This window comes from Micromonospora sp. Utrum1 (assembly GCF_057197805.1).
This window is the reverse complement of sequence record NZ_CM170071.1, coordinates 6,241,816-6,263,421: the sequence shown is the minus strand read 5'-3', so window position 1 is coordinate 6,263,421 and position 21,606 is coordinate 6,241,816. Positions and strand designations below refer to the sequence as shown.

The 21,606-nt window shown below is 74.0% G+C and carries 20 protein-coding genes; 16 read left to right on the top strand and 4 right to left on the bottom strand.

Translation table 11 applies throughout. The annotated features are described in order from the left end of the window. Positions 1-10: 10 nt before the first annotated feature. Positions 11-1,789 carry a hypothetical protein gene (locus AC0OLQ_RS29380; protein ID WP_484528931.1) on the bottom strand — a complete coding sequence of 593 codons (1,779 nt, stop codon included), beginning with the start codon at positions 1,787-1,789 and terminating at the stop codon, positions 11-13. Positions 1,790-2,035: 246 nt separating this feature from the next. On the opposite strand from AC0OLQ_RS29380, the gene AC0OLQ_RS29375 reads away from it, so the two are divergent. The 11 genes from AC0OLQ_RS29375 to AC0OLQ_RS29325 all read left to right on the top strand — a co-directional run bounded on the left by AC0OLQ_RS29375 (position 2,036) and on the right by AC0OLQ_RS29325 (position 15,008). Beyond that, entirely contained in the window at positions 2,036-4,021 is a 1,986-nt protein-coding gene (locus AC0OLQ_RS29375; protein ID WP_484528930.1) for a TIGR03960 family B12-binding radical SAM protein, read from the top strand. 178 nt (positions 4,022-4,199) lie between these two features. Next, positions 4,200-4,640, top strand: a complete 441-nt coding sequence (locus tag AC0OLQ_RS29370) for a hypothetical protein (protein WP_484528929.1) — start codon at positions 4,200-4,202, stop codon at positions 4,638-4,640. A 13-nt stretch (positions 4,641-4,653) separates the two neighbouring features. Continuing rightward, complete coding sequence (locus tag AC0OLQ_RS29365; RefSeq protein ID WP_484528928.1) at positions 4,654-6,096, top strand: hypothetical protein; 1,443 nt, start codon at positions 4,654-4,656, stop codon at positions 6,094-6,096. Positions 6,097-6,106: 10 nt separating this feature from the next. Then, positions 6,107-7,471: a type VII secretion-associated serine protease mycosin gene (gene mycP, locus AC0OLQ_RS29360; RefSeq protein ID WP_484528927.1), complete on the top strand. Its 1,365-nt coding sequence runs from the start codon at positions 6,107-6,109 to the stop codon at positions 7,469-7,471. A 244-nt stretch (positions 7,472-7,715) separates the two neighbouring features. After that, the gene (locus AC0OLQ_RS29355) at positions 7,716-8,435 is read left to right on the top strand and encodes a TIGR03936 family radical SAM-associated protein (protein ID WP_357341553.1); all 720 of its coding nucleotides are present in this window, start codon (positions 7,716-7,718) and stop codon (positions 8,433-8,435) included. Positions 8,436-8,566: 131 nt separating this feature from the next. Then, the gene (locus tag AC0OLQ_RS29350) at positions 8,567-11,599 is read left to right on the top strand and encodes an Rne/Rng family ribonuclease (protein ID WP_484528926.1); all 3,033 of its coding nucleotides are present in this window, start codon (positions 8,567-8,569) and stop codon (positions 11,597-11,599) included. 117 nt (positions 11,600-11,716) lie between these two features. Continuing rightward, positions 11,717-12,190 (top strand): hypothetical protein, encoded by a 474-nt coding sequence (locus tag AC0OLQ_RS29345; RefSeq protein ID WP_484528925.1) that lies wholly within the window; start codon positions 11,717-11,719, stop codon positions 12,188-12,190. Between the two features lie 164 nt (positions 12,191-12,354). Continuing rightward, positions 12,355-12,669, top strand: coding sequence for a 50S ribosomal protein L21 (gene rplU / locus AC0OLQ_RS29340; RefSeq protein ID WP_151462559.1), 315 nt, complete (start codon positions 12,355-12,357; stop codon positions 12,667-12,669). An 11-nt stretch (positions 12,670-12,680) separates the two neighbouring features. Beyond that, a complete protein-coding gene (gene rpmA / locus AC0OLQ_RS29335) occupies positions 12,681-12,935 on the top strand; it encodes a 50S ribosomal protein L27 (protein WP_013288010.1) in 255 nt (84 codons plus the stop codon). 89 nt (positions 12,936-13,024) lie between these two features. Further along, complete coding sequence (gene obgE, locus AC0OLQ_RS29330; RefSeq protein WP_484528924.1) at positions 13,025-14,488, top strand: GTPase ObgE; 1,464 nt, start codon at positions 13,025-13,027, stop codon at positions 14,486-14,488. Between the two features lie 70 nt (positions 14,489-14,558). Continuing rightward, entirely contained in the window at positions 14,559-15,008 is a 450-nt protein-coding gene (locus tag AC0OLQ_RS29325) for a GNAT family N-acetyltransferase (RefSeq protein WP_484528923.1), read from the top strand. Positions 15,009-15,015: 7 nt separating this feature from the next. On the opposite strand, the gene AC0OLQ_RS29320 is transcribed toward AC0OLQ_RS29325, so the two are convergent. Both AC0OLQ_RS29320 and AC0OLQ_RS29315 read right to left on the bottom strand, forming a co-directional pair. After that, a complete protein-coding gene (locus AC0OLQ_RS29320) occupies positions 15,016-15,675 on the bottom strand; it encodes a DUF6766 family protein (protein ID WP_357341523.1) in 660 nt (219 codons plus the stop codon). Positions 15,676-15,799: 124 nt separating this feature from the next. Continuing rightward, on the bottom strand, positions 15,800-16,282 hold the full coding sequence (locus AC0OLQ_RS29315; protein ID WP_357341522.1) for a DUF4383 domain-containing protein: 483 nt from the start codon (positions 16,280-16,282) through the stop codon (positions 15,800-15,802). A 199-nt stretch (positions 16,283-16,481) separates the two neighbouring features. On the opposite strand from AC0OLQ_RS29315, the gene AC0OLQ_RS29310 reads away from it, so the two are divergent. The 3 genes from AC0OLQ_RS29310 to AC0OLQ_RS29300 are packed head-to-tail and all read left to right on the top strand — an operon-like array spanning position 16,482 to position 18,410. After that, a complete protein-coding gene (locus AC0OLQ_RS29310; RefSeq protein ID WP_357341521.1) occupies positions 16,482-17,267 on the top strand; it encodes a hypothetical protein in 786 nt (261 codons plus the stop codon). A gap of 31 nt (positions 17,268-17,298) precedes the next feature. Beyond that, positions 17,299-17,763 carry a phage holin family protein gene (locus AC0OLQ_RS29305; protein ID WP_484528922.1) on the top strand — a complete coding sequence of 155 codons (465 nt, stop codon included), beginning with the start codon at positions 17,299-17,301 and terminating at the stop codon, positions 17,761-17,763. Beyond that, positions 17,760-18,410: a DUF3618 domain-containing protein gene (locus tag AC0OLQ_RS29300; protein ID WP_484528921.1), complete on the top strand. Its 651-nt coding sequence runs from the start codon at positions 17,760-17,762 to the stop codon at positions 18,408-18,410. Before AC0OLQ_RS29305 ends, AC0OLQ_RS29300 begins: the two co-directional genes overlap by 4 nt. An 87-nt stretch (positions 18,411-18,497) precedes the next feature. On the opposite strand, the gene AC0OLQ_RS29295 is transcribed toward AC0OLQ_RS29300, so the two are convergent. After that, positions 18,498-19,631 carry a glycosyltransferase family 2 protein gene (locus AC0OLQ_RS29295; protein WP_484528920.1) on the bottom strand — a complete coding sequence of 378 codons (1,134 nt, stop codon included), beginning with the start codon at positions 19,629-19,631 and terminating at the stop codon, positions 18,498-18,500. A 144-nt stretch (positions 19,632-19,775) separates the two neighbouring features. On the opposite strand from AC0OLQ_RS29295, the gene AC0OLQ_RS29290 reads away from it, so the two are divergent. Then, entirely contained in the window at positions 19,776-20,414 is a 639-nt protein-coding gene (locus tag AC0OLQ_RS29290; protein ID WP_357341517.1) for an SRPBCC family protein, read from the top strand. Next, positions 20,411-21,589, top strand: a complete 1,179-nt coding sequence (locus tag AC0OLQ_RS29285; protein WP_484528919.1) for a zinc-dependent alcohol dehydrogenase — start codon at positions 20,411-20,413, stop codon at positions 21,587-21,589. Before AC0OLQ_RS29290 ends, AC0OLQ_RS29285 begins: the two co-directional genes overlap by 4 nt. The last annotated feature ends 17 nt before the right edge of the window (positions 21,590-21,606 follow it).

Sequence of the window (21,606 nt, the reverse complement as noted above, 5' to 3'; positions counted from 1 at the left end):
GACCGACGACTCAGGACTGCTGGGGGGTGACCACCTTCTGCCGCAGGTCGTCCAGGAGCCGGCCACTGTCCTCGACGGACAGCCGGGTGAAGACGCCGGTGGCCAGGCTGCCGTGGTCGACCGAGGTGCACACCACCACCGTGTCGCCGTCGGCCCGGCCGACCGCGCAGCGCTCGTAGCGGCCCCGGACGCCCGTCTCCACCGGCACCGAGGGCTCGAGGGCGTACCGGTCGGTGAGACGCGCCAGCTCGGCCTGCGCGTCGGACTCGGGGCTCAGCCGGAACCCGGTGCCGCCGAAGAGGGTGACCCGCTTGCCGTCGGTCGTGGTGTAGATCCCGGCGAAGGTGTCCTCGGCGAGCAGGTGCGCCTGGCGTACCTGCGTCTTCAGTTCCTCGGCGGCGGCCCGGCTGCGCTGGTCCTGGCGCAGCCGCATCGAGCCGAGCTGGTCGGGCAGGCTCGCGCTCGCCGGGTACTGGGCGGAGAGCGGCTGGGCCCACCAGAGCGGCACGCCGCAGCAGCAGGCGACGCTGAGCAGCAGCACCCACGGCCAGCGGCGCCGGCGGCGGACCGGCACGGCCACGTACCCCTTGGGCGGCTGCCACCCCGGCGGCGCGGTCGCCGGCGGCGGGGTCTTCCCGCGGCGCTGCTTCGGCGGCGACACCGGCGGCGGCGACACCGGCCGGGGGACCACCGGCGGCGGGGCCGGGAGGACCGGTGGGCGGGCGACCGGCGGCGGGCTGAGCGGCGGCGCCGCGGCGACCGGCGGGGCGGGGTGCGCCGGCGGCGGGTGCGGCATGGGGTAGGGCGCCGTGTAGGGGAGCGTCGGCGGCAGCGCCGGGAAGTCGGCCGAGTGCAGGTCCCAACCGGTGGTGTCCACGCCCGCCCACGGGTCGACCGGGACCTGGTGCTCCGGCGAGTCCGCCGGCGGCACCGGCGTGGGCTCGACCGACTCGCCCCAGGCGCGCTTGCGCGGCGGCGGGGGCGGGACCGCGGCGGAGCCGCTCCAGCGGGGCGCGGGCGGCTCGGCCGGGGCCTCGACGCGGGTGGGATTCGGCTGGTTCTCGACCCGGGTGGGATTCGGCCGCTGCTCCACGCGGGTGGGGTCGGGGCGGGGCGCGACCGGCGCGGAGCCGGCGGCGCGGGCGGGACCGGGCACGGCGGCCGAACCGCGCGCGGGATGCGCCGGCGAGACCGGGGTGGGGTCGGAGTCGGTGGCGTCCGAGGGCTCGGGCCGCGCTGGGGCGGCCGCTTCGGCGTCCGGCTTCGCCTGGGCCTCCGGCTCCGCCTGCGGCGCGTGCTCGGCTTCGGTGGTCCGCGCCGCCTGGGCGTCGGGTTCGGCCGGCGGGGTGGGCTCGGGCTGTGTGTCAGGTTCTGCCGGCCGTTCGGGTTCGGCCTGGGCGGCAGGTTCCGGCCGCGCGGCGGGCTTGGCTTCGGCTTGCGCGCCGGGTTCGGCCTGCGCGGCAGGTGTCGGCCGGGCGTCGGACTCGGCCTGGGCGGCGTTTTCGGGCTGCGCGGCGGGCTCGCCCGGCGGGGCGGCCTCCGCCGCTGGGACGGGCTCGGCCGGTTCGGCCGGCGCGGCGGGCTGCGGGTCCGGTGCGGTGGGCCGGGTCTCGGCGTCCGGCGTCGCGGACTCCGGCGCGGACGACGCGTCCGTGCTGGTCGGGTGCGCGGAATCGGCCTGCGGCGGAACGTCGGCCGACGGCCCGGTGACCACCGGCTCCCCGTTCCGGCCGGTGGCCGGGGTGCCCCCGTCGGCCGGCCGGTCCGCCCCCGGCTGCGGCTGCGACATCGCGGCAATCTCCTCTCGCGCCCGTAGCGAGGTTAGTACCGCCCCGCCACCCCCGACGAATCCACGGCGCCGGGCCGCCCCGGCCCCGCCCGTGTCGATCAAGGAGTTTGCGTCGGGATCGTCGCGGATCTCGACGCAAACCTCTTGATCGACGCGCGAGGGAGGCTTCGGCGCTGGTCGGGGTGGGCGGGCGGGGGTAGCGGTGCGGCGTGGTAGGCGGGGGAGCACCGCGTACGCTTGGGCATCATGAGTGCCCCGTCGACGACGCCGCGCCCGGTCGCGGCCAATTCAGTCTGGCCCCGGCTGGAGCCGCTGCTGCCCCAGGTGACCAAGCCCATCCAGTACGTCGGTGGCGAGCTGGGCGCGGTGGTCAAGGACTGGGACACGGCGACCGTCCGGTGGGCGCTGATGTACCCCGACGCGTACGAGGTGGGCCTGCCCAACCAGGGCGTGCAGATCCTCTACGAGGTGCTCAACGAGCTGCCCGACGTGCTCGCCGAGCGGACGTACGCGGTCTGGCCGGACCTGGAGAAGCTGATGCGCGCCCACGGCGTGCCGCAGTTCACCGTCGACGCGCACCGGGCGGTGCGCGACTTCGACGTGTTCGGCGTCTCCTTCTCCACCGAGCTGGGCTACACCAACCTGCTCACCGCGATCGACCTGGCCGGCATCCCGCTGCTCGCCGCCGACCGCACCGAGGCCGACCCGGTGATCGTGGCCGGCGGGCACGCCGCGTTCAACCCGGAGCCGATCGCCGACTTCATCGACGCCGCCGTGCTCGGCGACGGCGAGGAGGCGGTGCTGGAAATCACCGCGATCGTCCGCGACTGGAAGGCCGAGGGCTGCCCGGGCGGCCGGGACGAGCTGCTGCTGCGGCTGGCCCGCACCGAGAGCATCTACGTGCCGCGGTTCTACGACGTGGACTACCTGCCGGACGGCCGGATCCAGCGGGTCGTGCCGAACCGCCCCGACGTGCCGTTCCGGGTGCACAAGCGCACGACCATGGACCTGGACGCGTGGCCGTACCCGAAGAAGCCCCTCGTGCCGCTGGCCGAGACGGTCCACGAGCGCTACGCGGTGGAGATCTTCCGCGGCTGCACCCGGGGCTGCCGATTCTGCCAGGCCGGCATGATCACCCGCCCGGTGCGGGAGCGCTCGATCACCACGGTCGGCCAGATGGTGCAGCAGGGGCTGGAGTTCTCCGGCTTCCACGAGGTGGGTTTGCTGTCGCTGTCGTCGGCCGACCACTCCGAGATCGGCGACATGTGCTCCGGCCTGGCCGAGCAGTACGAGGGCACCAACGTCTCGCTCTCGCTGCCGTCGACCCGGGTGGACGCCTTCAACATCGACCTGGCCCAGGAGCTGTCCCGCAACGGCCGGCGGACCGGCCTGACCTTCGCCCCCGAGGGCGGGTCGGAGCGGATCCGCAAGGTCATCAACAAGATGGTGTCGAAGGACGACCTGATCCGCACCGTGGTCACCGCGTACACCAACGGCTGGCGGCAGGTGAAGCTCTACTTCATGTGCGGCCTCCCCACCGAGACCGACGAGGACGTCCTCGAGATCGCCGACATGGCGCACGAGGTCATCCGGGCCGGCCGGGCGGCGACCGGGTCCAAGGACATCCGCTGCACCGTCTCGATCGGTGGCTTCGTGCCGAAGCCGCACACCCCGTTCCAGTGGGCCGCCATGGAACGGCCGGAGGTCATCGACGGGCGACTCCGGCTGCTCAAGCAGGCCATCAACAGCGACCGCTCGCTGGGCCGGGCGATCGGCTTCCGCTACCACGACGGCGAGCCGTCGCTGATCGAGGGCCTGCTGTCCCGGGGCGACCGCCGGGTCGGCGCGGTGATCCGCAAGGTGTGGGAGAACGGCGGCCGGTTCGACGGCTGGAGCGAGCACTTCTCCTACCGGCGCTGGGTGGACGCGGCGACCGAGGTGCTGCCGGAGTTCGGGGTGGACCTGGACTGGTTCACCACCCGGGAGCGCGACGAGCTGGAGGTTCTGCCCTGGGACCACCTCGACTCGGGCCTGGACAAGGACTGGCTCTGGCAGGACTGGCAGGACTCCCTCACCGAGTATGAGCAGGACGACTGCCGCTGGACGCCCTGCTTCGACTGCGGCGTCTGCCCGGCCATGGACACCGAGATCCAGATCGGACCGACCGGAAAGAAGCTGCTGCCGTTGACCCCGGTCAACGGGCTGAAGCTGCCGACCGGCGCCCAGCAGTAGCACCACTGACGCACACCGGAGCGCGGGATCCCCACGGGGTTCCCGCGCTCCGTCACATTCCGGGACTCCGCGCGTCGATGTCCCGTGACGCGGGGTGGGGGTGCCTCGACTGGCCGTCACTCGATACGCTGCGTCCGTATTGGACCGGCCGTGGGCCGGCAGCGGGGAGGGCAGCAGCATGGGTGACATCAGGCCGCCGGACACCGGCGATCTGCACGTCAGCGTCGAGGACCTGGACGCCGCGGCGGAGTACGTCGAGCGCCTCAAGCAGTACGTCGACGACACCATCGGCTACGAGATGGAACGCATCAAGGAGCGGATGAAGGGCGACAGCAACAACGCCCAGACCGTGCCCAACGGCACGCCGTTCGGCGCGTACGAGGACGCCCGCATGCAGTGGCAGGCGCTGACGAAGTCGACGGCGAACATGGAGGCCCACCTCAAGGCGCTCTCCACCAAGCTGGCCAGCCTGAAGCAGGGCACCGAGGACATCGCCAAGGCGTTCCGCGACACCGAGGCGCGCAACGCCGCCAACGGCAAGGAGATCGAGCGGATGCTGGAGTCCGCCGCCCCGCCGCCGGCCACGGGCCAGCAGCCCACCTACCCGTACACGGCCTGAGGGGGAGACGGTCATGGCTGGAGGAACCTGGGAGCGGTGCGTCCGCGAGGTGACGCTGTCGGCGGACCCGGAGACGGTCGGCTCGGTCGGCGTGGGGTGGAACAGCCTCTCCACCGGGCTGGGCTACCTGCGCGACGCGCTCGTCGGGCGGTCCTTCGTCGGCCCGATCGCGCCCGGCCAGGAGCGCCCGCACAGCGGCGGCCTGCCCGGCCTGCTCGCCGGCTGGAAGGGCAGCGGCGGCGACGCCTACCGCGAGCACCTGGGCGAGATCGGCAAGGAGATCGAGGATCTCATCACCCACGCCAGCAACGTCAGCGGGGCACTGTCGCGGATCGAGGGTGACATCCGCAAGTCGGTGGCCAGCATCCCGATCCCGCTGATGGACGACTTCGGCTGGAACGAGTGGAGCCTGCCCAACGGCACCGAGCTCGACGACGCCCGCGACGGCGAGAGCGCCTCGGGCTTCCTCGCCGCGCTGCGCAAGGACTACCAGAGCAACCCCGCCTCGTACGCCGACGGCGCGTTCCGCGACAAGGCCGACGACCTCGAGGCGACCATGAAGGTCGACGGCAAGGCCGCCGACCAGGAGCGCGGCGGCTGGTGGGACACCAAGTCGCACCTGGACAACTGGTACCGGGACAACCAGCAGGCGGCCAACTCGGCGATGTCGCCGCTGCCCGCCGCGGTGGAGACGGAGCGGCCCAAGCTGATCGTGCCGAACCCGAAGGGCGACGTCGACGACTACCGCCCCGACGACCGCAAGCCGCCGTCCCGCCTGCCCGGCGGCGGCGGCGGTGGCGGTGGCGCGGGTGGCGGCTTCGGTGGCGGCGCGCCCTCCCTCGGCAGCACCGGCGTCGGCGGCGGCGGGGGCTCCTTCGGTGGCGGCGGCGGATCCCTGACGCCCCCGCCCACCACCGGCGGCCCGGACTTCGGCAGCGGTGGCGGTGGCGGCACCTACACCCCGCCGTCCACCGGCGCCGGCTACCCGGGCACCGGGACCGGTGGCCACGACTACGGCAGCGGCCTCGCCGGCGCCGGCGGGCCCAGCACCATCGGCGGCGGCGCCGGCGGTCTCGGTGTCAACTCCGCAGGGCTCGGCGGCGCCGGCGGCGGCTTCGGCGGCGGCGGGGCCGGCCTCGGCTCGGCCGGCGGCATCGGCGGCGGCGGTCTCGGCGCGGCCGGCGGGGTCGGCATGGGCGGCATCCCCGGCATGGTCGGCGGCGGCAACGGCAAGGTGCCCCCGATGACCAGCGCGGCCAGCGCACTGCGCAACGCGACCGGCGCGGGCGCGGGTGGCCTGCGCGGCGGCGCCGGCATGATGGGCGGCGGGATGATGGGCGGCGGGCACGGCGGCGCCGGGCACGGCGGCAGCGGCACCGAGCACTCGTCGTGGTTGACTGAGGACGACGATCCGTGGGGCAGCGGTGACGCCGCGTCCCCGGGCATCCTGCGCTGAGGACGGACGGATGAGGTTGCACGTGGGCGCGCTCCGCCCGGTCGCGGCCGGCCTGGTGGCCGGGCTCATGGTGCTGGGGGTCGCCCAACCGGCGGCCGCCGCGCCGCGACGGGCCGAGCAGTGGTATCTGGACGAGCTGCGGATCGACCAGGTGCACCGGCTCTCCACCGGGCGCGGGGTGACCGTCGCCGTGGTGGACAGCGGTGTCGACGCCACCCACCCGGAGTTGGCCGGCCAGGTGCTCCCCGGCGGCCGCAGTTACGGCGCGCCCGGCGACGGACGCTCCGACTCCGATGGTCACGGCACCCACATGGCCGGCATCATCGCGGCGAAGAACGCAGGCCCGGACGGGGTGACCGGCATCGCGCCCGGCGTGCGGATCCTGCCGATCAAGACGAAGCCGGGCAAGGGGGAGATCAGCGAGGCGGCGTCGGCCCAGGGCATCCGGATGGCCGTCGACGGCGGCGCCAAGGTCGTCAACCTGTCCTACGGCGCCATGGGAGTGGCGTCTGACGACGAGGAGGCCGCGATCAGGTACGCCCTCGACCGGGACGTGGTCGTGGTCGCCGGGGCCGGCAACACCGCCAAGGGGCACAGCGAGGTGATCAATCCGGCGAACGTCCCCGGGGTCATCGCGGTGACCGGCACCACGAAGGGCGGGCGCTTCTGGTCCGGCTCCACCCAGGGGCCCGAGGCCGTGGTGGCCGCCCCCGCCGACGGCATCTACAACGCCGGCCCCGACCACGGCTACGGCTGGGGCGACGGCACCTCGGACGCCACCGCGATCGTCTCCGGCATCGCGGCGCTGATCCGATCGAAGTACCCGGACCTCTCCGCACCCAACGTGATCAACCGGATCATCCGCACCGCCCGGGACGCCGGCCCGCCCGGCCGCGACCCGCAGTACGGCTTCGGCCGCGTCGACCCGGTGGCGGCGCTGACCGCGACGGTGCCGTCGGTCTCGGCGAACCCGCTCCTCGCCCCCGCTGCGGCCAGCCCGGCCCCTCCGCAGGCCGCCGAGGACGACGACTTCGACGTCACCGAGTACGGCGACCGGGGCGGCCCCACCGACCAGCAGGTCATGGTCATCGGCATCGGCATCGCGGTGGTGCTGCTGGTGCTGGTGGCACTGGTGGTCTTCCTGATCTGGAACCGGCGCCGCTACCGCCGCGAGGCGGCCCGGGCGGCCGCGCTACAAAACGAACTGCTCGACCAGGGCGCCGGGGGCGGTTACGGCATCCCACCCGTCCCGGCCGGCTACCACGCCCCGCCGGGTGGCCCGGTCCCGCCGGGGGCCAACCCGTACGCTCCGCCGCCCGGTCACGTTCCGCCGCCGCCGGGGACGTACCCGCCGCAGGGCGGGAACCGGTCCTGAACCATCGGTGGCCGGCCGGGTGACCTGCGCGTCACCGGCCGGCCACGGTCGTCTCCGGCGGGGCGGGGATCCCTCGGCGACCGGTTCCGACCGGTTCGTCCGGCCGCTCGCGCGGCCCCGGCTGCGGGCCGTGCCGGCCGCTGCGCCAGGATGGGACGGACACGCAGGCACAGCCGAGGAGTTCACGATCGCCAGAAAGCCTCAACCCGAGGGCGGCCAGGCGCCGGTCGTCCAGCGGGTCCGGATCCGGTACGCCAAGCGTGGACCGCTGCGGTTCACCTCGCACCGGGACTTCGCCCGGGCCTTCGAGCGCGCGCTGCGCCGGGCCGGCGTACCGATCGCCTTCTCCCAGGGTTTCACCCCGCACCCGAAGATCTCCTACGCCTCCGCCGCGCCCACGGGCGTGGCCAGCGAGGCGGAGTACCTGGAGATCGGCCTGCGCGAGCCGGTCGACCCGGCGCAGCTGCGGGCGGCCCTGGACGCCGCCCTGTCGCCCGGGCTGGACGTGCTGGACGCCGTGGAGGCCACCAGCGGCAGCCTGGCCGACCGGATCGAGGCGTCCCGCTGGCGGATCGAGCTGCCCGAGGTCGACCCGGCCGTGCTGGAGCGGGCGGTGAGCGCGTTCACCGCGGCCGAGGAGATCCAGGTCGAGCGGATGACCAAGCAGGGGCGGCGCACCTTCGACGCCCGCGCCGCCGTCATCGCCATCGATACGCTGCCGCCGTCCGAGACGCCTTCCGGGGCGACGGCCGTACCGTGTGCGATACTCGAACTGGTCGTGCGGCAGGTCACCCCGTCCGTGCGACCCGATGACGTCCTTTCCGGCCTCCGCGTGGTGGCCGACCTGGAGCCGCCGGTCTCCCCGAAGGTGATTCGGCTGGCGCAGGGCACGCTGACCGCGCAGGGCGAGATCGTCGATCCGTTGGACGCGGATCGCGACGGGGCAGCCATCGGAGAACGCTGACCGTCGGTCAGTGTTCTGGCAGGCAGACTTCGGCGGGCGCGCACCTGCGCGCCCGGCGGAAACACCTTTTGCGGCGACCCTGCGTGGCAGCGCTCACCCGCGCCCGGGGCAGCCAGAACTGGAGAACGTCCATGCTCGAGAACGAGCCCGAGGGCGGCGAACGGACCGGCGCAGAGCCGGCCGAGGCAACCGCCACCAGCAGCACCGACAGCACCGCCGAGACCAAGCCGCCGGCCCGCAAGCGGGCCAGCCGGCGCAAGGCTGCGCCGCTGAACCAGCCGGAGCAGGCCGACGCGCCGGTCGAGGCGTCGACCGCGGCGACCGGCAGCGGCGAGTCGCAGCAGGCCGAGGTGTTCGCCCCGATCGCCGGGGAGCAGGAGTCCGCCCCGAAGACCCGGCGGCGGCGCAAGGCGACCCCCGCCAAGGCGGTCGAGGAGCCGGTGGCCGTGGCCGGGGTGGAGGCCGCCTCCGACGAGGTGGTGCCGCCGGTCAAGGTGACCCGTACCCGCCGCCGCAAGAGCACCGCGCCGCCGGCCGAGGCCGCCGCCGACCAGTCGCCGACCGAGGCGCCCGCCGAGGCCGCCGAGCCGCACGCGGTCGCCGCGCCGCAGGCCGACGCCGAGCCGCCCGCCGCCCCGGAGCCCGCCTCGCCCGCCGAGGGCGAGCCCGAGGACCAGGACCAGGACGCGGTCGGCGAGGACGCCGAGGACGAGCCGAGCCCGGATGACCGGCGCGCCGACCAGGCCGGCCTGGCCCGCGCCGGTGGTCCGGAGGACCGGACCGGTGAGGTCTCGCCGGGCGCGGCCGTGCCGGGCCCCGTCGAGGAGCCGGCCGAGGAGCCCGCACCGACCAGCCGCCGGCGCCGGGCCGCGCTCTCCGCGCCGACCGTCCTGTTCATGCCTCCCCAGCCCGAGGAGGCCCCGGTCGTCCGGGTCACCTACCCGGCCGCCGAGGAGCCGGTCGAGGAGCCGGCGGAGACCGGCCGGCGTCGCCGGCGCGGCCGCCGCGAGCTCGAGCCGGTGGAGGTCGAGGTCGAGGTCGAGGAGGAGCCGGCCGTCGAGGCCGACGAGATCGCCGAGGCGGAGGAGGACGAGGACGAGGCGGCCATGCGTCGCCGTCGTCGTCGCGGCCGCCGGGGCCGCGGCCGCGGTCGGGGCGCCGAGGAGGCCGAGGACGAGGAGGCCGAGGAGGCCGTCCGCGCCGAGGCCGCCGAAGCCGAGGCCGAGGAGACCGAGGACGAGGAGGAGGCCGAGGGCGAGGGGCTGACCCGTCGTCGCCGTCGGCGCCGCCGCCGGGGCGCGGGCGAGGCGGAAACCGCCGCCGAGGACGGCGTGCCCACCGTCGTCAAGATCCGCGAGCCGCGCAAGGCCGTCGACGAGGTGCAGGGCGTCTCCGGTTCGACCCGGCTGGAGGCCAAGCGGCAGCGCCGCCGGGACGGCCGCGAGCAGCGGCGTACCCGCCCGCCGATCCTCAGCGAGTCGGAGTTCCTGGCCCGCCGGGAGGCGGTCGACCGGGTGATGGCCGTGCGCCAGCGGGGCGACCGGACCCAGATCGCGGTCCTCGAGGACGGCGTGCTGGTCGAGCACTACGTGACCCGCAACTCGTCCGGCACCATGGCCGGCAACGTCTACCTGGGCAAGGTGCAGAACGTCCTGCCCAGCATGGAGGCGGCCTTCGTCGACATCGGGCGCGGCCGCAACGCCGTGCTCTACGCCGGCGAGGTCAACTGGGACACCACCGGCCTGGAGGGCCGGGCCCGCTCGATCGAGCAGGCGCTCCGGTCCGGCGACTCGGTGCTGGTGCAGGTCACCAAGGACCCGATCGGGCACAAGGGCGCCCGGCTGACCAGCCACATCGCGCTCTCCGGCCGGCACCTGGTCTACGTGCCGCACGGCAACGCCTCCGGCATCAGCCGGAAGCTGCCGGACACCGAGCGCAAGCGGCTGCGGGACATCCTCAAGAAGCTGGTGCCGGACGGCGCCGGCGTGATCGTCCGGACCGCCGCCGAGGGCGCCAGCGAGGACGAGCTGGCCCGGGACGTCAAGCGGCTCCAGGCGCAGTGGGAGGAGATCCAGGCCAAGTCGGCCGAGGGCGGCGCCCCGGTGCTGCTCTACGAGGAGCCCGACCTGGTCATCCGGGTGGTCCGGGACCTGTTCAACGAGGACTTCCGCGAGCTGGTCATCGAGGGCGAGCCGGCGTACGACCTGGTCGAGTCCTACCTGTCGCACGTCTCGCCGGACCTGGTGGCCCGGCTGCGCCGGCACGCCGGCACCACGGACGTCTTCGCCGAGTACCGGATCGACGAGCAGATCCTCAAGGGGCTGGACCGGAAGGTCTTCCTCCCCTCCGGCGGCTCGCTGGTGATCGACCGGACCGAGGCGATGACCGTCATCGACGTGAACACCGGCAAGTACACCGGCTCCGGGGGCAACCTGGAGGAGACGGTCACCCGGAACAACCTGGAGGCGGCCGAGGAGATCGTGCGCCAGCTCCGGCTGCGCGACCTCGGCGGCATCGTGGTGATCGACTTCATCGACATGGTGCTGGAGTCGAACCGGGAGCTGGTGCTGCGCCGGCTCACCGAGTGCCTCGGCCGGGACCGCACCAAGCACCAGGTCACCGAGATCACCTCGCTCGGCCTGGTGCAGATGACCCGCAAGCGGATCGGCGCGGGCCTGCTGGAGGCGTTCAGCGAGACCTGCGAGTGCTGCAAGGGCCGGGGCGTCATCATCCACACCGAGCCGGTGCCGGAGAAGCCGCGCGGCGGCGCGGGGGAGAAGGTCAAGGCGGTCGCCTCGGCCGTCACCGCCCCCGCCACCGAGGAGAAGGGCCGGCGCCGGGGCCGCAAGGCCGCCCCGGAGAAGCCCGCCGCGGAGGCCGCGGAGCAGCCGACCCCGGCCGCGCCGGAGAAGGTCGTCGCCGAGGTGGTCGACAGCGCGGAGGACGACTACTACGACACCCAGGGCTACGACCTGTCCCGGTTCGAGGCCCAGACGGCGGCCGCTCCGGCGGTCGTGGACAGCCAGGAGGGCGACTCGGCCCGGCTGGCCGCCGCGGACGACCCCGACGCCATCGGTGACGGGGAGGCCGAGGAGGGCGCCGAGACCGGCAGCTCCCGGCGGCGGTCCCGGCGCGGCGGCGCCCGGCGGCGTACCCGGCCGTGAGCCGCTGACCTGCACGGCGTTTGACAGGGCCCCTGCCCCGGCAACAGAGTCCGGGGCAGGGGCCCTGCCGTCTCCGTCGACCCCCGCTCGGGACGGCCGGCTCCGGAGGGAGGAGACATGCGTCGTGTGTTCGCGGTCACCGCGCTGACCGGGGTCCTGCTGGCCGGCGCGGGCTGCGCCGACCGGGGCGAGGACCCCTTCGCGGTGGGCTTCGCCTCACCGGCCCCACCGCCCACGGCCGCCACCCCCGCTCCGACGGCCACCGGCGACGCCGGCGTCTGCGCCCGCGCCAAGCAGGCCGGCTCCGCCGCTGTGCAGACGTACGTGTTCAAGCTGGCCGAGATGCTGCGCGCCACCGGGCGCGGCGACCGGAAGGCCGCGGACGCCGCCCGACACGACGCGGAGACCGCTCTCGCCGGCTGGCGGGACGCGCTGCGGGAGCAGTCCGGGCGGGCTGCCGACCCGCGCCTGCGTACGCTGTTGGCGGACCTGGCCACCGAGGTGGGCGGGCTCGGCACCGACGTGCAGGCGATCGACGAGTCGGAGTTCGACCGGCTCCAGCGGCGGCTCGACGAACTCTGTCCGGCCTGACCGGCGGCCCGGTTTGGGCGGCGGGCCGGGTATGGCGTACGCTTGCCTGCGGCGCACTTTGGTGTGCCGAGTTCCCGCGTGCCCGCGCTGCCGGTGTCACGGCTCCCGGCGAGACGCCGTGGGAACTACCGCCAGCAGCCTCAACGACAGGGAGTCCGCCTCCGATGTACGCGATCGTCAAGACCGGCGGCAAGCAGTACAAGGTCGCCGAGGGCGACGTGATCGAGGTCGAGAAGCTCGCCGGTGCCCCCGGCGACGCGGTGAAGCTCACCGCGGTGCTCCTCGTCGACGGTGACGACCTGGTGACCGACGCGACGAAGCTCGCCAAGGTCGCGGTGTCCGGCGAGATCGCCGCGCACACCAAGGGCCCGAAGATCCGGATCCACAAGTTCAAGAACAAGACCGGCTACCACAAGCGCCAGGGTCACCGCCAGCCGCTGACCCAGGTCAAGGTGACCGGCATCTCCAGCGGGAAGTAGGTCGTCCTCCAATGGCTCACAAAAAGGGTGCGTCCAGCTCGCGTAACGGTCGCGACTCCGCGGCCCAGCGGCTCGGCGTGAAGCGCTTCGGTGGTCAGGTCGTCAGCGCGGGTGAGATCCTCATCCGTCAGCGTGGCACCAAGTTCCACCCCGGTGACCTGGTCGGCCGTGGCGGCGACGACACGCTGTTCGCGCTGGCCGCCGGCTCGGTCCAGTTCGGCACCAAGCGCGGTCGCAAGACCGTCAGCATCGTGCCGCAGCAGTAGTTCTCAGGCGTTGCGGGCCGTGGACCTCGTGTCCCGGCCCGCTTCGCTTTTTCAGGTGCGGGGTGTGCCCCGCTGGAAGGATTGGCGTCGTGACGACGTTCGTTGACCGGGTCGTCCTGCACATGCAGGCCGGCGACGGCGGGCACGGCTGTGTCTCGATCCACCGGGAGAAGTTCAAGCCCTTCGGCGGCCCTGACGGCGGCAACGGCGGGCACGGCGGCAGCGTTTCGCTGGTGGTCGACCCGCAGGTGACCACGCTGCTCGACTTCCACTTCCGCCCGCACCTGAAGGCCGAGAACGGCAAGGGCGGTTCGGGCTCGAACCGGGACGGGGCCAACGGCCACGACCTGATCATCAAGGTGCCGAACGGCACCGTGGTGCAGACCCTCGACGGCGAGGTGCTGGCCGACCTGGTCGGCGTGGGCACCACCTTCGAGGCGGCCCGGGGCGGGCGCGGCGGCCGGGGCAACGCCTCGCTCGCGAACGCCCGGCGCAAGGCCCCCGGTTTCGCCGAGCTGGGCGAGCCCGGCGACAAGCTCGACGTGGTGCTGGAGCTGAAGAGCGTCGCCGACGTCGGCCTGGTGGGTTTCCCCTCCGCCGGCAAGTCCTCGCTGATCTCGGTGATCTCCGCCGCCAAGCCGAAGATCGCCGACTACCCGTTCACCACGCTGGTGCCCAACCTGGGCGTCGTCCGGGTGGACAACCACACCTTCACCGTCGCCGACGTGCCGGGGTTGATCCCGGGCGCGGCCACCGGCCGAGGGCTGGGCCTGGAGTTCCTCCGCCACGTCGAGCGCTGCGCCGTGCTGGTGCACGTGGTCGACACCGCGACGCTGGAGCCGGGCCGGGACCCGCTCGCCGACATCGACGCCATTGAGTCCGAGCTGACCCAGTACGGCGGCCTGGCCGACCGTCCCCGCCTGGTCGCGCTGAACAAGGTCGACGTGCCGGACGGGCGGGACCTCGCCGACATCGTCCGGCCCGACCTGGAGGCCCGTGGCTTCCGGGTGTTCGACGTCTCCACCGCCACCCGGGAGGGGCTGCGGGAGCTGACGTACGCGATGGCCGAGCTGGTCGACCAGGCCCGCCGGGCCGCGCCGCCGGCCGAGCCGACCCGGATCGTGATCCGCCCGAAGGCGGTCGACGACGCCGGCTTCACCATCGAGGCGGAGGAGGACGGCTCCTTCACCGTCCGGGGCAACCGTCCGGAGCGCTGGGTCAAGCAGACGAACTTCGACAACGACGAGGCCGTGGGCTTCCTGGCCGACCGGCTGGCCCGCCTCGGCGTGGAGGAGAAGCTGGCGAAGGCCGGCGCCCAGGCGGGCGACCTGGTCCGGATCGGCGACCGGGAGTTCGACTGGCAGCCCACCCTCTACGCCGGCGTCGACTTCGTCCCGGGCAACCGGGGCACCGACGTCCGGCTGGAGGACAAGGTGACCCGCGCCTCCGCCGCCGAGCGGCTGGCCGCCCGCAAGGCGCGCCGGGTGCGCCCGGAGGACGAGGTGGTGGCGGCGGCCCCGCAGGACGACGCCGACGACGAGGACTGGGATTAGTTCCGCTCTATCCGTGTTCGGGACGTTGGCCGGAAACCTCCGCGAAATCCGGTCGACCTACCGTGTCGGAATGCTGATCGAGTCCCGTCCCGCCACCGATCCCGAGATCGCCGCCCTGGTCGCCGCCCAGCAGCGCGAGCTGCGCGAGGCCGACGGCGGCCTGGACGGGCAGGCGACGATCACCCATGACGACATTCGCTACCTGGCGGTGGTCGACGGCGGGCGGGCGGTCGCCTGCGGCGGACTCCAGGCCCTCGACGCCGGCACCGGCGAGCTGAAGCGGATGTACGTCCGGCCGGCGTACCGGGGGCGGGGAATCGCCCGGCAGTTGCTGGCCGCCCTGGAGGAGTTGGCCTTCCGGCAGGGGCACAGCACCGTCTGCCTGGAGACCGGCACCTACCTCCCGGCCGCCATCGGCCTCTACCGGTCCTGCGGCTACCAGCCCATCCCGGTCTACGGCGAGTACGTCGACAACCCGTACAGCGTCTGCTTCGCCAAGCGCCTGCCGGTCGCCGCCTGAGCCACCCTCACGCGCCGGTCTCGGCGTGGGCCGCGGTGACCGGCTTGGACTCGGGGCTGGCGTGCTGGCGCAGCACGATGCTGAGCAGGATCAGCACGCCCACGGCGAGGAACTCGCTCTGCCAGTTCTGCATCGACTGGAACCAGAAGTCGCTGGTGCCGAGGAACTGCACGGCGCTGATCGGGGCGGCCCCGCTCTGCAGCGCCTGCTCCTCGTTGTAGGCGGCCACGCCGCCGAACAGGTGCCCGAGGAACGAGCCGCCGAAGATCATCAGCAGCGCGATGGAGAGGCTGTTGCGGTAGATCACCAGCGGCAGGCCGCCGGCGCGCACCGGCCAGGGGGAGTCCGGGGTCCCGTGCCGCGGGTCGTCCTCGGGCCGGTCCGTCTGGCCCTCCGGCTTCGACTCGGCCGAGCCCTTCTGCACCAGGTACGCGGTGAGCAGCACGTAGCCGCCCATCTGGAGGAACTCCGACTCCCAGTTCTCGAACACCGCCTCGGCGAAGTGCCCGGTGCCCAGGTACGCCCACCAACTCAGCGGCGCGGCGCCGTACTCGGCCAACTCCTCGTTGTGCACCTGCCAGCCGAACACGCTCTGCAACACCAGGAAGATCACGAAAGCGCCGAGCATGGCGACCGTGAGCGCGTTCTCCCGCAACCAGCGTGGCATCGCCGGACCTCCTCGTCCCGCCGGGGTCACTCCCCGTGGTGGTCCTGGTGCCCCCGGCGGTGATCTGGCAAACGCGGGCCCGGTGTGTCGCCGGCGACGCTCCCCGAACGGGTGACGGTGCTGGTCAGGGCCGGTCGAACGGGCTGTCCGGCCGCCCGCCGGTGCCCACCTTGTTGTTGAGCAGCAGGCCCAGGGCGAGCATGCCGAAGCCGAGGAACAGGTGCAGCCAGTTGTCGGCGTCGTTGAACGGCACGAAGTTGGCCGCGGTCTTCCGGTCGATGCCGAAGCCGTACAGCCAGAGGCCCAGGTAGGCCACGCCGCCGCCGGCCAGGAACAGCCGCGCGCCGGCGATCCGACGGGCCAGCACCAGGCCGGCCAGGCCGAAGAGCAGGTGCAGGACGTTGTGCAGGATCGACACCTGGAACAGGCCGATCAGCTTCGCCTCCGAGTGGTGGCCCGCGAACCGCAGGTCGCCGTAGTGGGTGGTGAAGCCGGGGACGAAGCCGAGCACGCCGATCAGCAGGAAGAGGGCGGCCACCGCGAGGGCGACCTTCTGGATCATCGACCGGTGTCGGGCCGCGGCGCGTCCGCGCGCGTCACGTGCCATCGGTGTCACCTCCGTGGAGTTCACCGCCGCCCGGGCGGGTCGACCCTCCATTGTGTGACCGCCGCGGTGCGCTTCCGCAGAGAAATGACGAATCAGGCATGGACCCGGCAACCGGGGGTAGGGAATTCGACACGCCGACAGCAACGTCGGCGTGATCCCCCGAGCACAACCGCTACGAATTCCGAGCGGAAGGAACATCATGACCTACGATCTCTCATCCACGTCCGGCACGTACGAGTCGACCAACGGCGGCGGGGTCCGTGACCAGGCCCGCCAGGTCGGCAACGAGGCCGCCAATGCGGGCGGCGCGGTCGCCCAGACCGCCAAGGAACAGGGCCAGGAGGTCGTCGGCGAGGCCAAGCGCCAGGCCCGCAACCTCTACGGCGAGGCCCGGAACCAGGTCACCGCCCAGACCAGCCAGCAGCAGCAGCGCGCGGCGAGCGGGCTGCGGTCGCTGGCCGAGGAGATGCGCTCGATGGCGCAGAACGGCGGCAGCGCCGGCCCGGTCACCGAGCTGGCCCACCAGGCCGCCGACCGGGTGCACGGCGTGGCCGGCTGGCTGGAGCAACGCGAGCCGGGCGACCTGCTCAACGAGGTGAAGACCTACGCCCGGCGCAACCCGGGCACCTTCCTGCTCGGCGCCGCCCTGCTCGGCGTGGTCGCCGGCCGGCTGACCCGTAACATCGCGGCGATCGGCGACGACGCCGACGGTGTCCGGCCGGCGTACGACCCGGACCGGACGGCGGTCATCCCGACCTCCCGGGCCGTGCCGGAGCAGGTGCCGCCGGGCGGCTACCTCGACCCGACCCCCGGCACGTACGCCGAGCCGGACCCGGGCTACTCCGCGCCGGGCGCGACCTACCCGGCCGGCGGCGCCCCGAACACCTGGGCCGACCCGGAGGGCGGCACCGGCCAGCCGCTGCCCCCGCCGAGCCGGACCGACCCCCTGCCGGGCGTGCCGTCCAGCGGCCTGAACCGTCCGTGACCGGCCGGACCGGCAGAAGGGAGGCGACGGCATGAGCATGCCGACGCAGGGGTCCGGACTGGACTCCGGCTATCAGGCGGCGGGCGCGCCGCACACCGCGGACGAGGTCCGCGGCAGCTCGATCGGTGAGCTGATGCGTCAGGTCACCACCGACCTCTCCACGCTGATGCGCCAGGAGGTCGAACTGGCCAAGGCCGAGATCCGCCAGGAGGGGAAGAAGGCGGGCAAGGCCGCCGGCCTCTTCGGCGGCGCCGGCTTCGGCGGCTACATGGTGGCGCTGTTCGTGTCCATCGCGCTGTGGCAGTTCCTGGATAACGTGATGGATTCGGGCCTGGCCGCGCTGATCGTGGCCGTGATCTGGGCCGTGATCGCCGGGGTCCTCTACTCGATGGCGAAGAAGAACGCCGAGCGGATCCGCGGCCTGAAGCAGACCAACGACAGCGTCCAGCGCATCCCCGACGCGCTCAAGCCGCACCCGGAGGGAGTCACCCGATGAGCACCGACCCCGACCAGATCCGCCGGGAGATCGAAGCCACTCGCACCAACCTGAGCTCGGACGTGGACGCCCTGGCGTACAAGGTCAGCCCGAGCCGCATCGTCGACGACCGCAAGCAGCGCGTCCGCAGCGCGCTGACCAACGTGAAGGACAAGGTGATGGGAACCGCATCGGACCTCGGCCACAGCACCGGCCACGCCGCCCACTCGGTGGGCGACCACGCCTCCTCGGCGGCGTCCACCGTCGGCGACAAGGCGCACTCCGCCGCCTCGACGGTCGGCGACGCCGCCCAGCGGGCGCCGCAGGTGCTGCGGGAGAAGTCCGAGGGCAACCCGGTCGCCGCCGGCGTGATCGCCTTCGGCGTCGGCATGCTGGTCTCCTCGCTGATCCCGGCCACCCGCCGCGAGCAGCAGGTCGCCGCGCAGGTCAAGGAGAAGGCGGCCGAGCACGGCGGCGTGGTCAAGGAGAAGCTGACCGAGGTCGCCGGCGAGCTGAAGGAGGAGCTGCGCGAGCCGGCGCAGCAGGCCACCGAGTCGGTGAAGGCCACCGCGCAGGACGCCGTGCACGCGGTCAAGGACGACACCAGGTCCGCCGCGCAGGACGTCAAGGACACCGCGCAGCAGTCCCGCGACCAGGCGCGGTACTGACCACGACACCCGTACGCCGCAGCTCGCGGCCACTCCCGGCAACACGCCGGGGAGTGGCCGCGAGCTGTCGCGTGCGGGGTCGCCGGCTCAACGCGCCAGCCGGTCCGCTCCGACCGGGCCCGGCGCAACGCCGGCCTCCACCCAGAGCACCAGGTCGTCGGGGCGGCGCTCGGCGAGCTGCCGGCGCAACGCCCGGGTGGAGTGCGCGGCCACCCGGACCCGGCCGTCCGCGCCGGGCATCCCGCCGCGCAGCAGCCGGCCCACGGCGAGCCAGGCGCAGACCCCGCGGTCCAGCAGCCAGAGCGGCGCCGCGAGCGCGGTGTGCGCCGGGAAGACCCGGGTGCCGCCGGCCCGTCGCCGGCCCAGCTCGGCCACGGCCACCGTCGCCACCCCGGCGCGCAGCAACAGCCCCGGCCGGCGGGCGGCGAGCGCGGCCGCCGCGGCCGGCAGCACCGCCAGCGCGGCCAGCAGCCATCCCGGCCGGGCCAGGTCGTCGTACGCCTGCCGGACCCGCTGCCTGCGGAACCGGGCGGCGGTCGGCGGTAGCCGGCGCACGTACAGCCAGGCGGGGGCGGCCGTGGCGCCGCCGTACGCGCGGACCGTCCGGATCAGCTCCAGGTTGCCGAAGAGCACGTCCGGGTCGTAGCCGCCCATGGCCAGGAAGGTGCTCCGGCGCACCGCCAGGGTGCCCGGCCGGTCCCCGCCGAGCGCCCGGTGGAGCAGCGTCCGGCCGGTGTCCCACCAGGCGGGCCAGGGCAGCGGGTCGAAATGGTGCTGCGGCCGGACCAGGTCCACCCGGTCGAGCAGCCCGTGCACGGCGCGCAGCCCGGCGAGGTCGTACCGGACGTCGTCGTCGGCGATCACCACGTGCTCGTGGCGGGCCAGCGCGACCCCGGTCAGCACGCCGAGTGCGGTGCCGTTGCAGCCGCGCAGCGCGGGATCGGGCGGGACGTGCCGGGCCAGGCCCCGCCAGGCGGCGGCGTGCCGGGCGAACAGGTCCGGCGGCGACCCGTCGACGACGATCACGTCCACCCACCGGCTCAGCTCGCGCAGGTATCCGGTCAGCTCGCTGAGGCCGGCGTCGTCGGCCGCGCGCAGCGGCAGAACGTACGCCAGCGGGAGCCGGTCCGGCGCGGACGCCGCGGCGGGGTCGAGGCGCGCGAAGGCCTCGTGGTCGCCGGCCGGAAGGTACCGGCCGGGTTCGGTCGGGTCAAAGTCCACCGCGTGCCCCTCTCCGGTCTGGCAGGGTGGCCGGCAGCGTGCCCGAAATTTCGGTGATCAAACCGTTTCGCCGTTTCGACGCCGCCCGGCCGGGTAGCGCTCCGGGACGCGGGCGGTCCGAGGCGCCCCGGTGGAGGAGACGTGATGAGCAGCAACGCGACGAGGTGGGCGCTGGCCGGCGCAGCCACGGTGACCGCGCTCGGGATCGGCCGGGTGGTGGCTCGGCGCCGGCGCCGGCATCAACCCGACCGGGCGGACGGCTGGTACGTCGTCCACCGGGGAATCACCGTGGACCGGCCCATGGAGGCGGTCATCGGGTTCTGGACCGACCGGGAACGGCTGGACCGGGGGCTCGCCGAGTGGGCGACCCTGGAACAGCTCGATGACAACCGGTGGCGCTGCGTGGCGAGAGACCCGGCCGGCGGCGGCACCGAGTGGCGGGCCGAGGTGACCGTCGACGGTCCGGGGCGGCTGAGCTGGCGGGTCACCGACGGGCCGGTGACCGAGCAGGGGCGGGTCGAGCTGGCGCCCGCGCCGCAGGACCGGGGCACCGAGATCCGCGCCGAGCTGCGCTGGCGGTCCGGCCCGATCCGCCGGGCGCTCGGCCTGGCCGGCGGCCACGATCCGGACGTCGCGCTGCGCAGCGCCCTGCGCCGGATCAAGTCGCTGATCGAGACCGGTCAGGTGCTGGACACCCGGCACGACCCGTCGGGGCGCAACCCGAAGCAGGAGCAGGCGACCGACCGGATCCGGGAGAAGCTGATGGCGGGAGGCCGGCCGTGAGGGCGCTGTGCTGGGAGGGCGTCGGCCGGCTGGCCGTACGCGACGTGCCGTTGCCGACCATCCGGTCGGGCGGGGACATCATCGTCAAGGTGCGGGCCAGCAGCGTCTGCGGCTCCGACCTGCACCTGATCAACGGCTACCTGCCGGCGATGCGCGAGGGGGACATCCTCGGCCACGAGTTCATGGGCGAGGTGGTGCAGACCGGCCCCGACGTGCGGCGGATCAAGGTCGGCGACCGGGTGGTCGTCGGCTCGGTGGTGGCCTGCGGCGGCTGCTGGTACTGCCGCACCGAGCAGTACTCGCTCTGCGACAACTCCAACCCGCAGCCGGTCTTCACCGAGAAGCTGTGGGGCCACTCGCCGGCCGGCATCCTCGGCTACTCGCACGCGGCCGGTGGCTACTCGGGCAGCCACGCCGAGTACATCCGGGTGCCGTTCGGCGACGTCGGCGCGTTCGCCGTGCCCGACGGGGTGCCGGACGACTCGGTGGTGTTCGCCTCCGACGCCATGCCGACCGGCTGGATGGCGGCCGACTTCTGCGGCCTCAAGGGCGGCGAGGTGGTCGCCGTCTGGGGCGCCGGCGGGGTGGGGCAGATGGCCGCCCGGTCCGCGCAGATCCTCGGCGCCGAGCGGGTCGTCGTCATCGACCGGCTGCCGGAGCGGCTGGCCGCCGCGACGCAGCGACTCGGCGTCGAGACGATCAACTACGCGGAGACCGACGTGCTGGAGGCGCTGCGCGAGCTGACCGCCGGGCGCGGGCCGGACGCCTGCATCGAGGCGGTCGGCATGGAGTCGCACGACGTCGGGCCGACCTACGCGTATGACAAGGCGAAGCAGAGCGCCCGGCTGCAGACCGACCGGCCCACCTCGGTCCGGCAGGCGATCATGGCGTGCCGCAAGGGCGGCACGGTGAGCATCGTCGGGGTGTACGGGGGCCTCGTGGACAAGTTCCCGCTCGGCGCGGCCATGAACAAGGCGCTGGTGCTGCGGATGGGGCAGATGCACGCCCAGCGCTACATCCCGATGCTGCTGGACCGGATCGCGATCGGCGAGATCGATCCGGGCTACCTGGCCACCCACCCGATGTCGCTGGAGGAAGGCGCCCGGGGCTACGAGATCTTCCACAAGAAGGAGGACGGCTGCCTCCGGACCGTGCTGCACCCACAGGCGGCCTGACCGGGCGCGGGAACGCC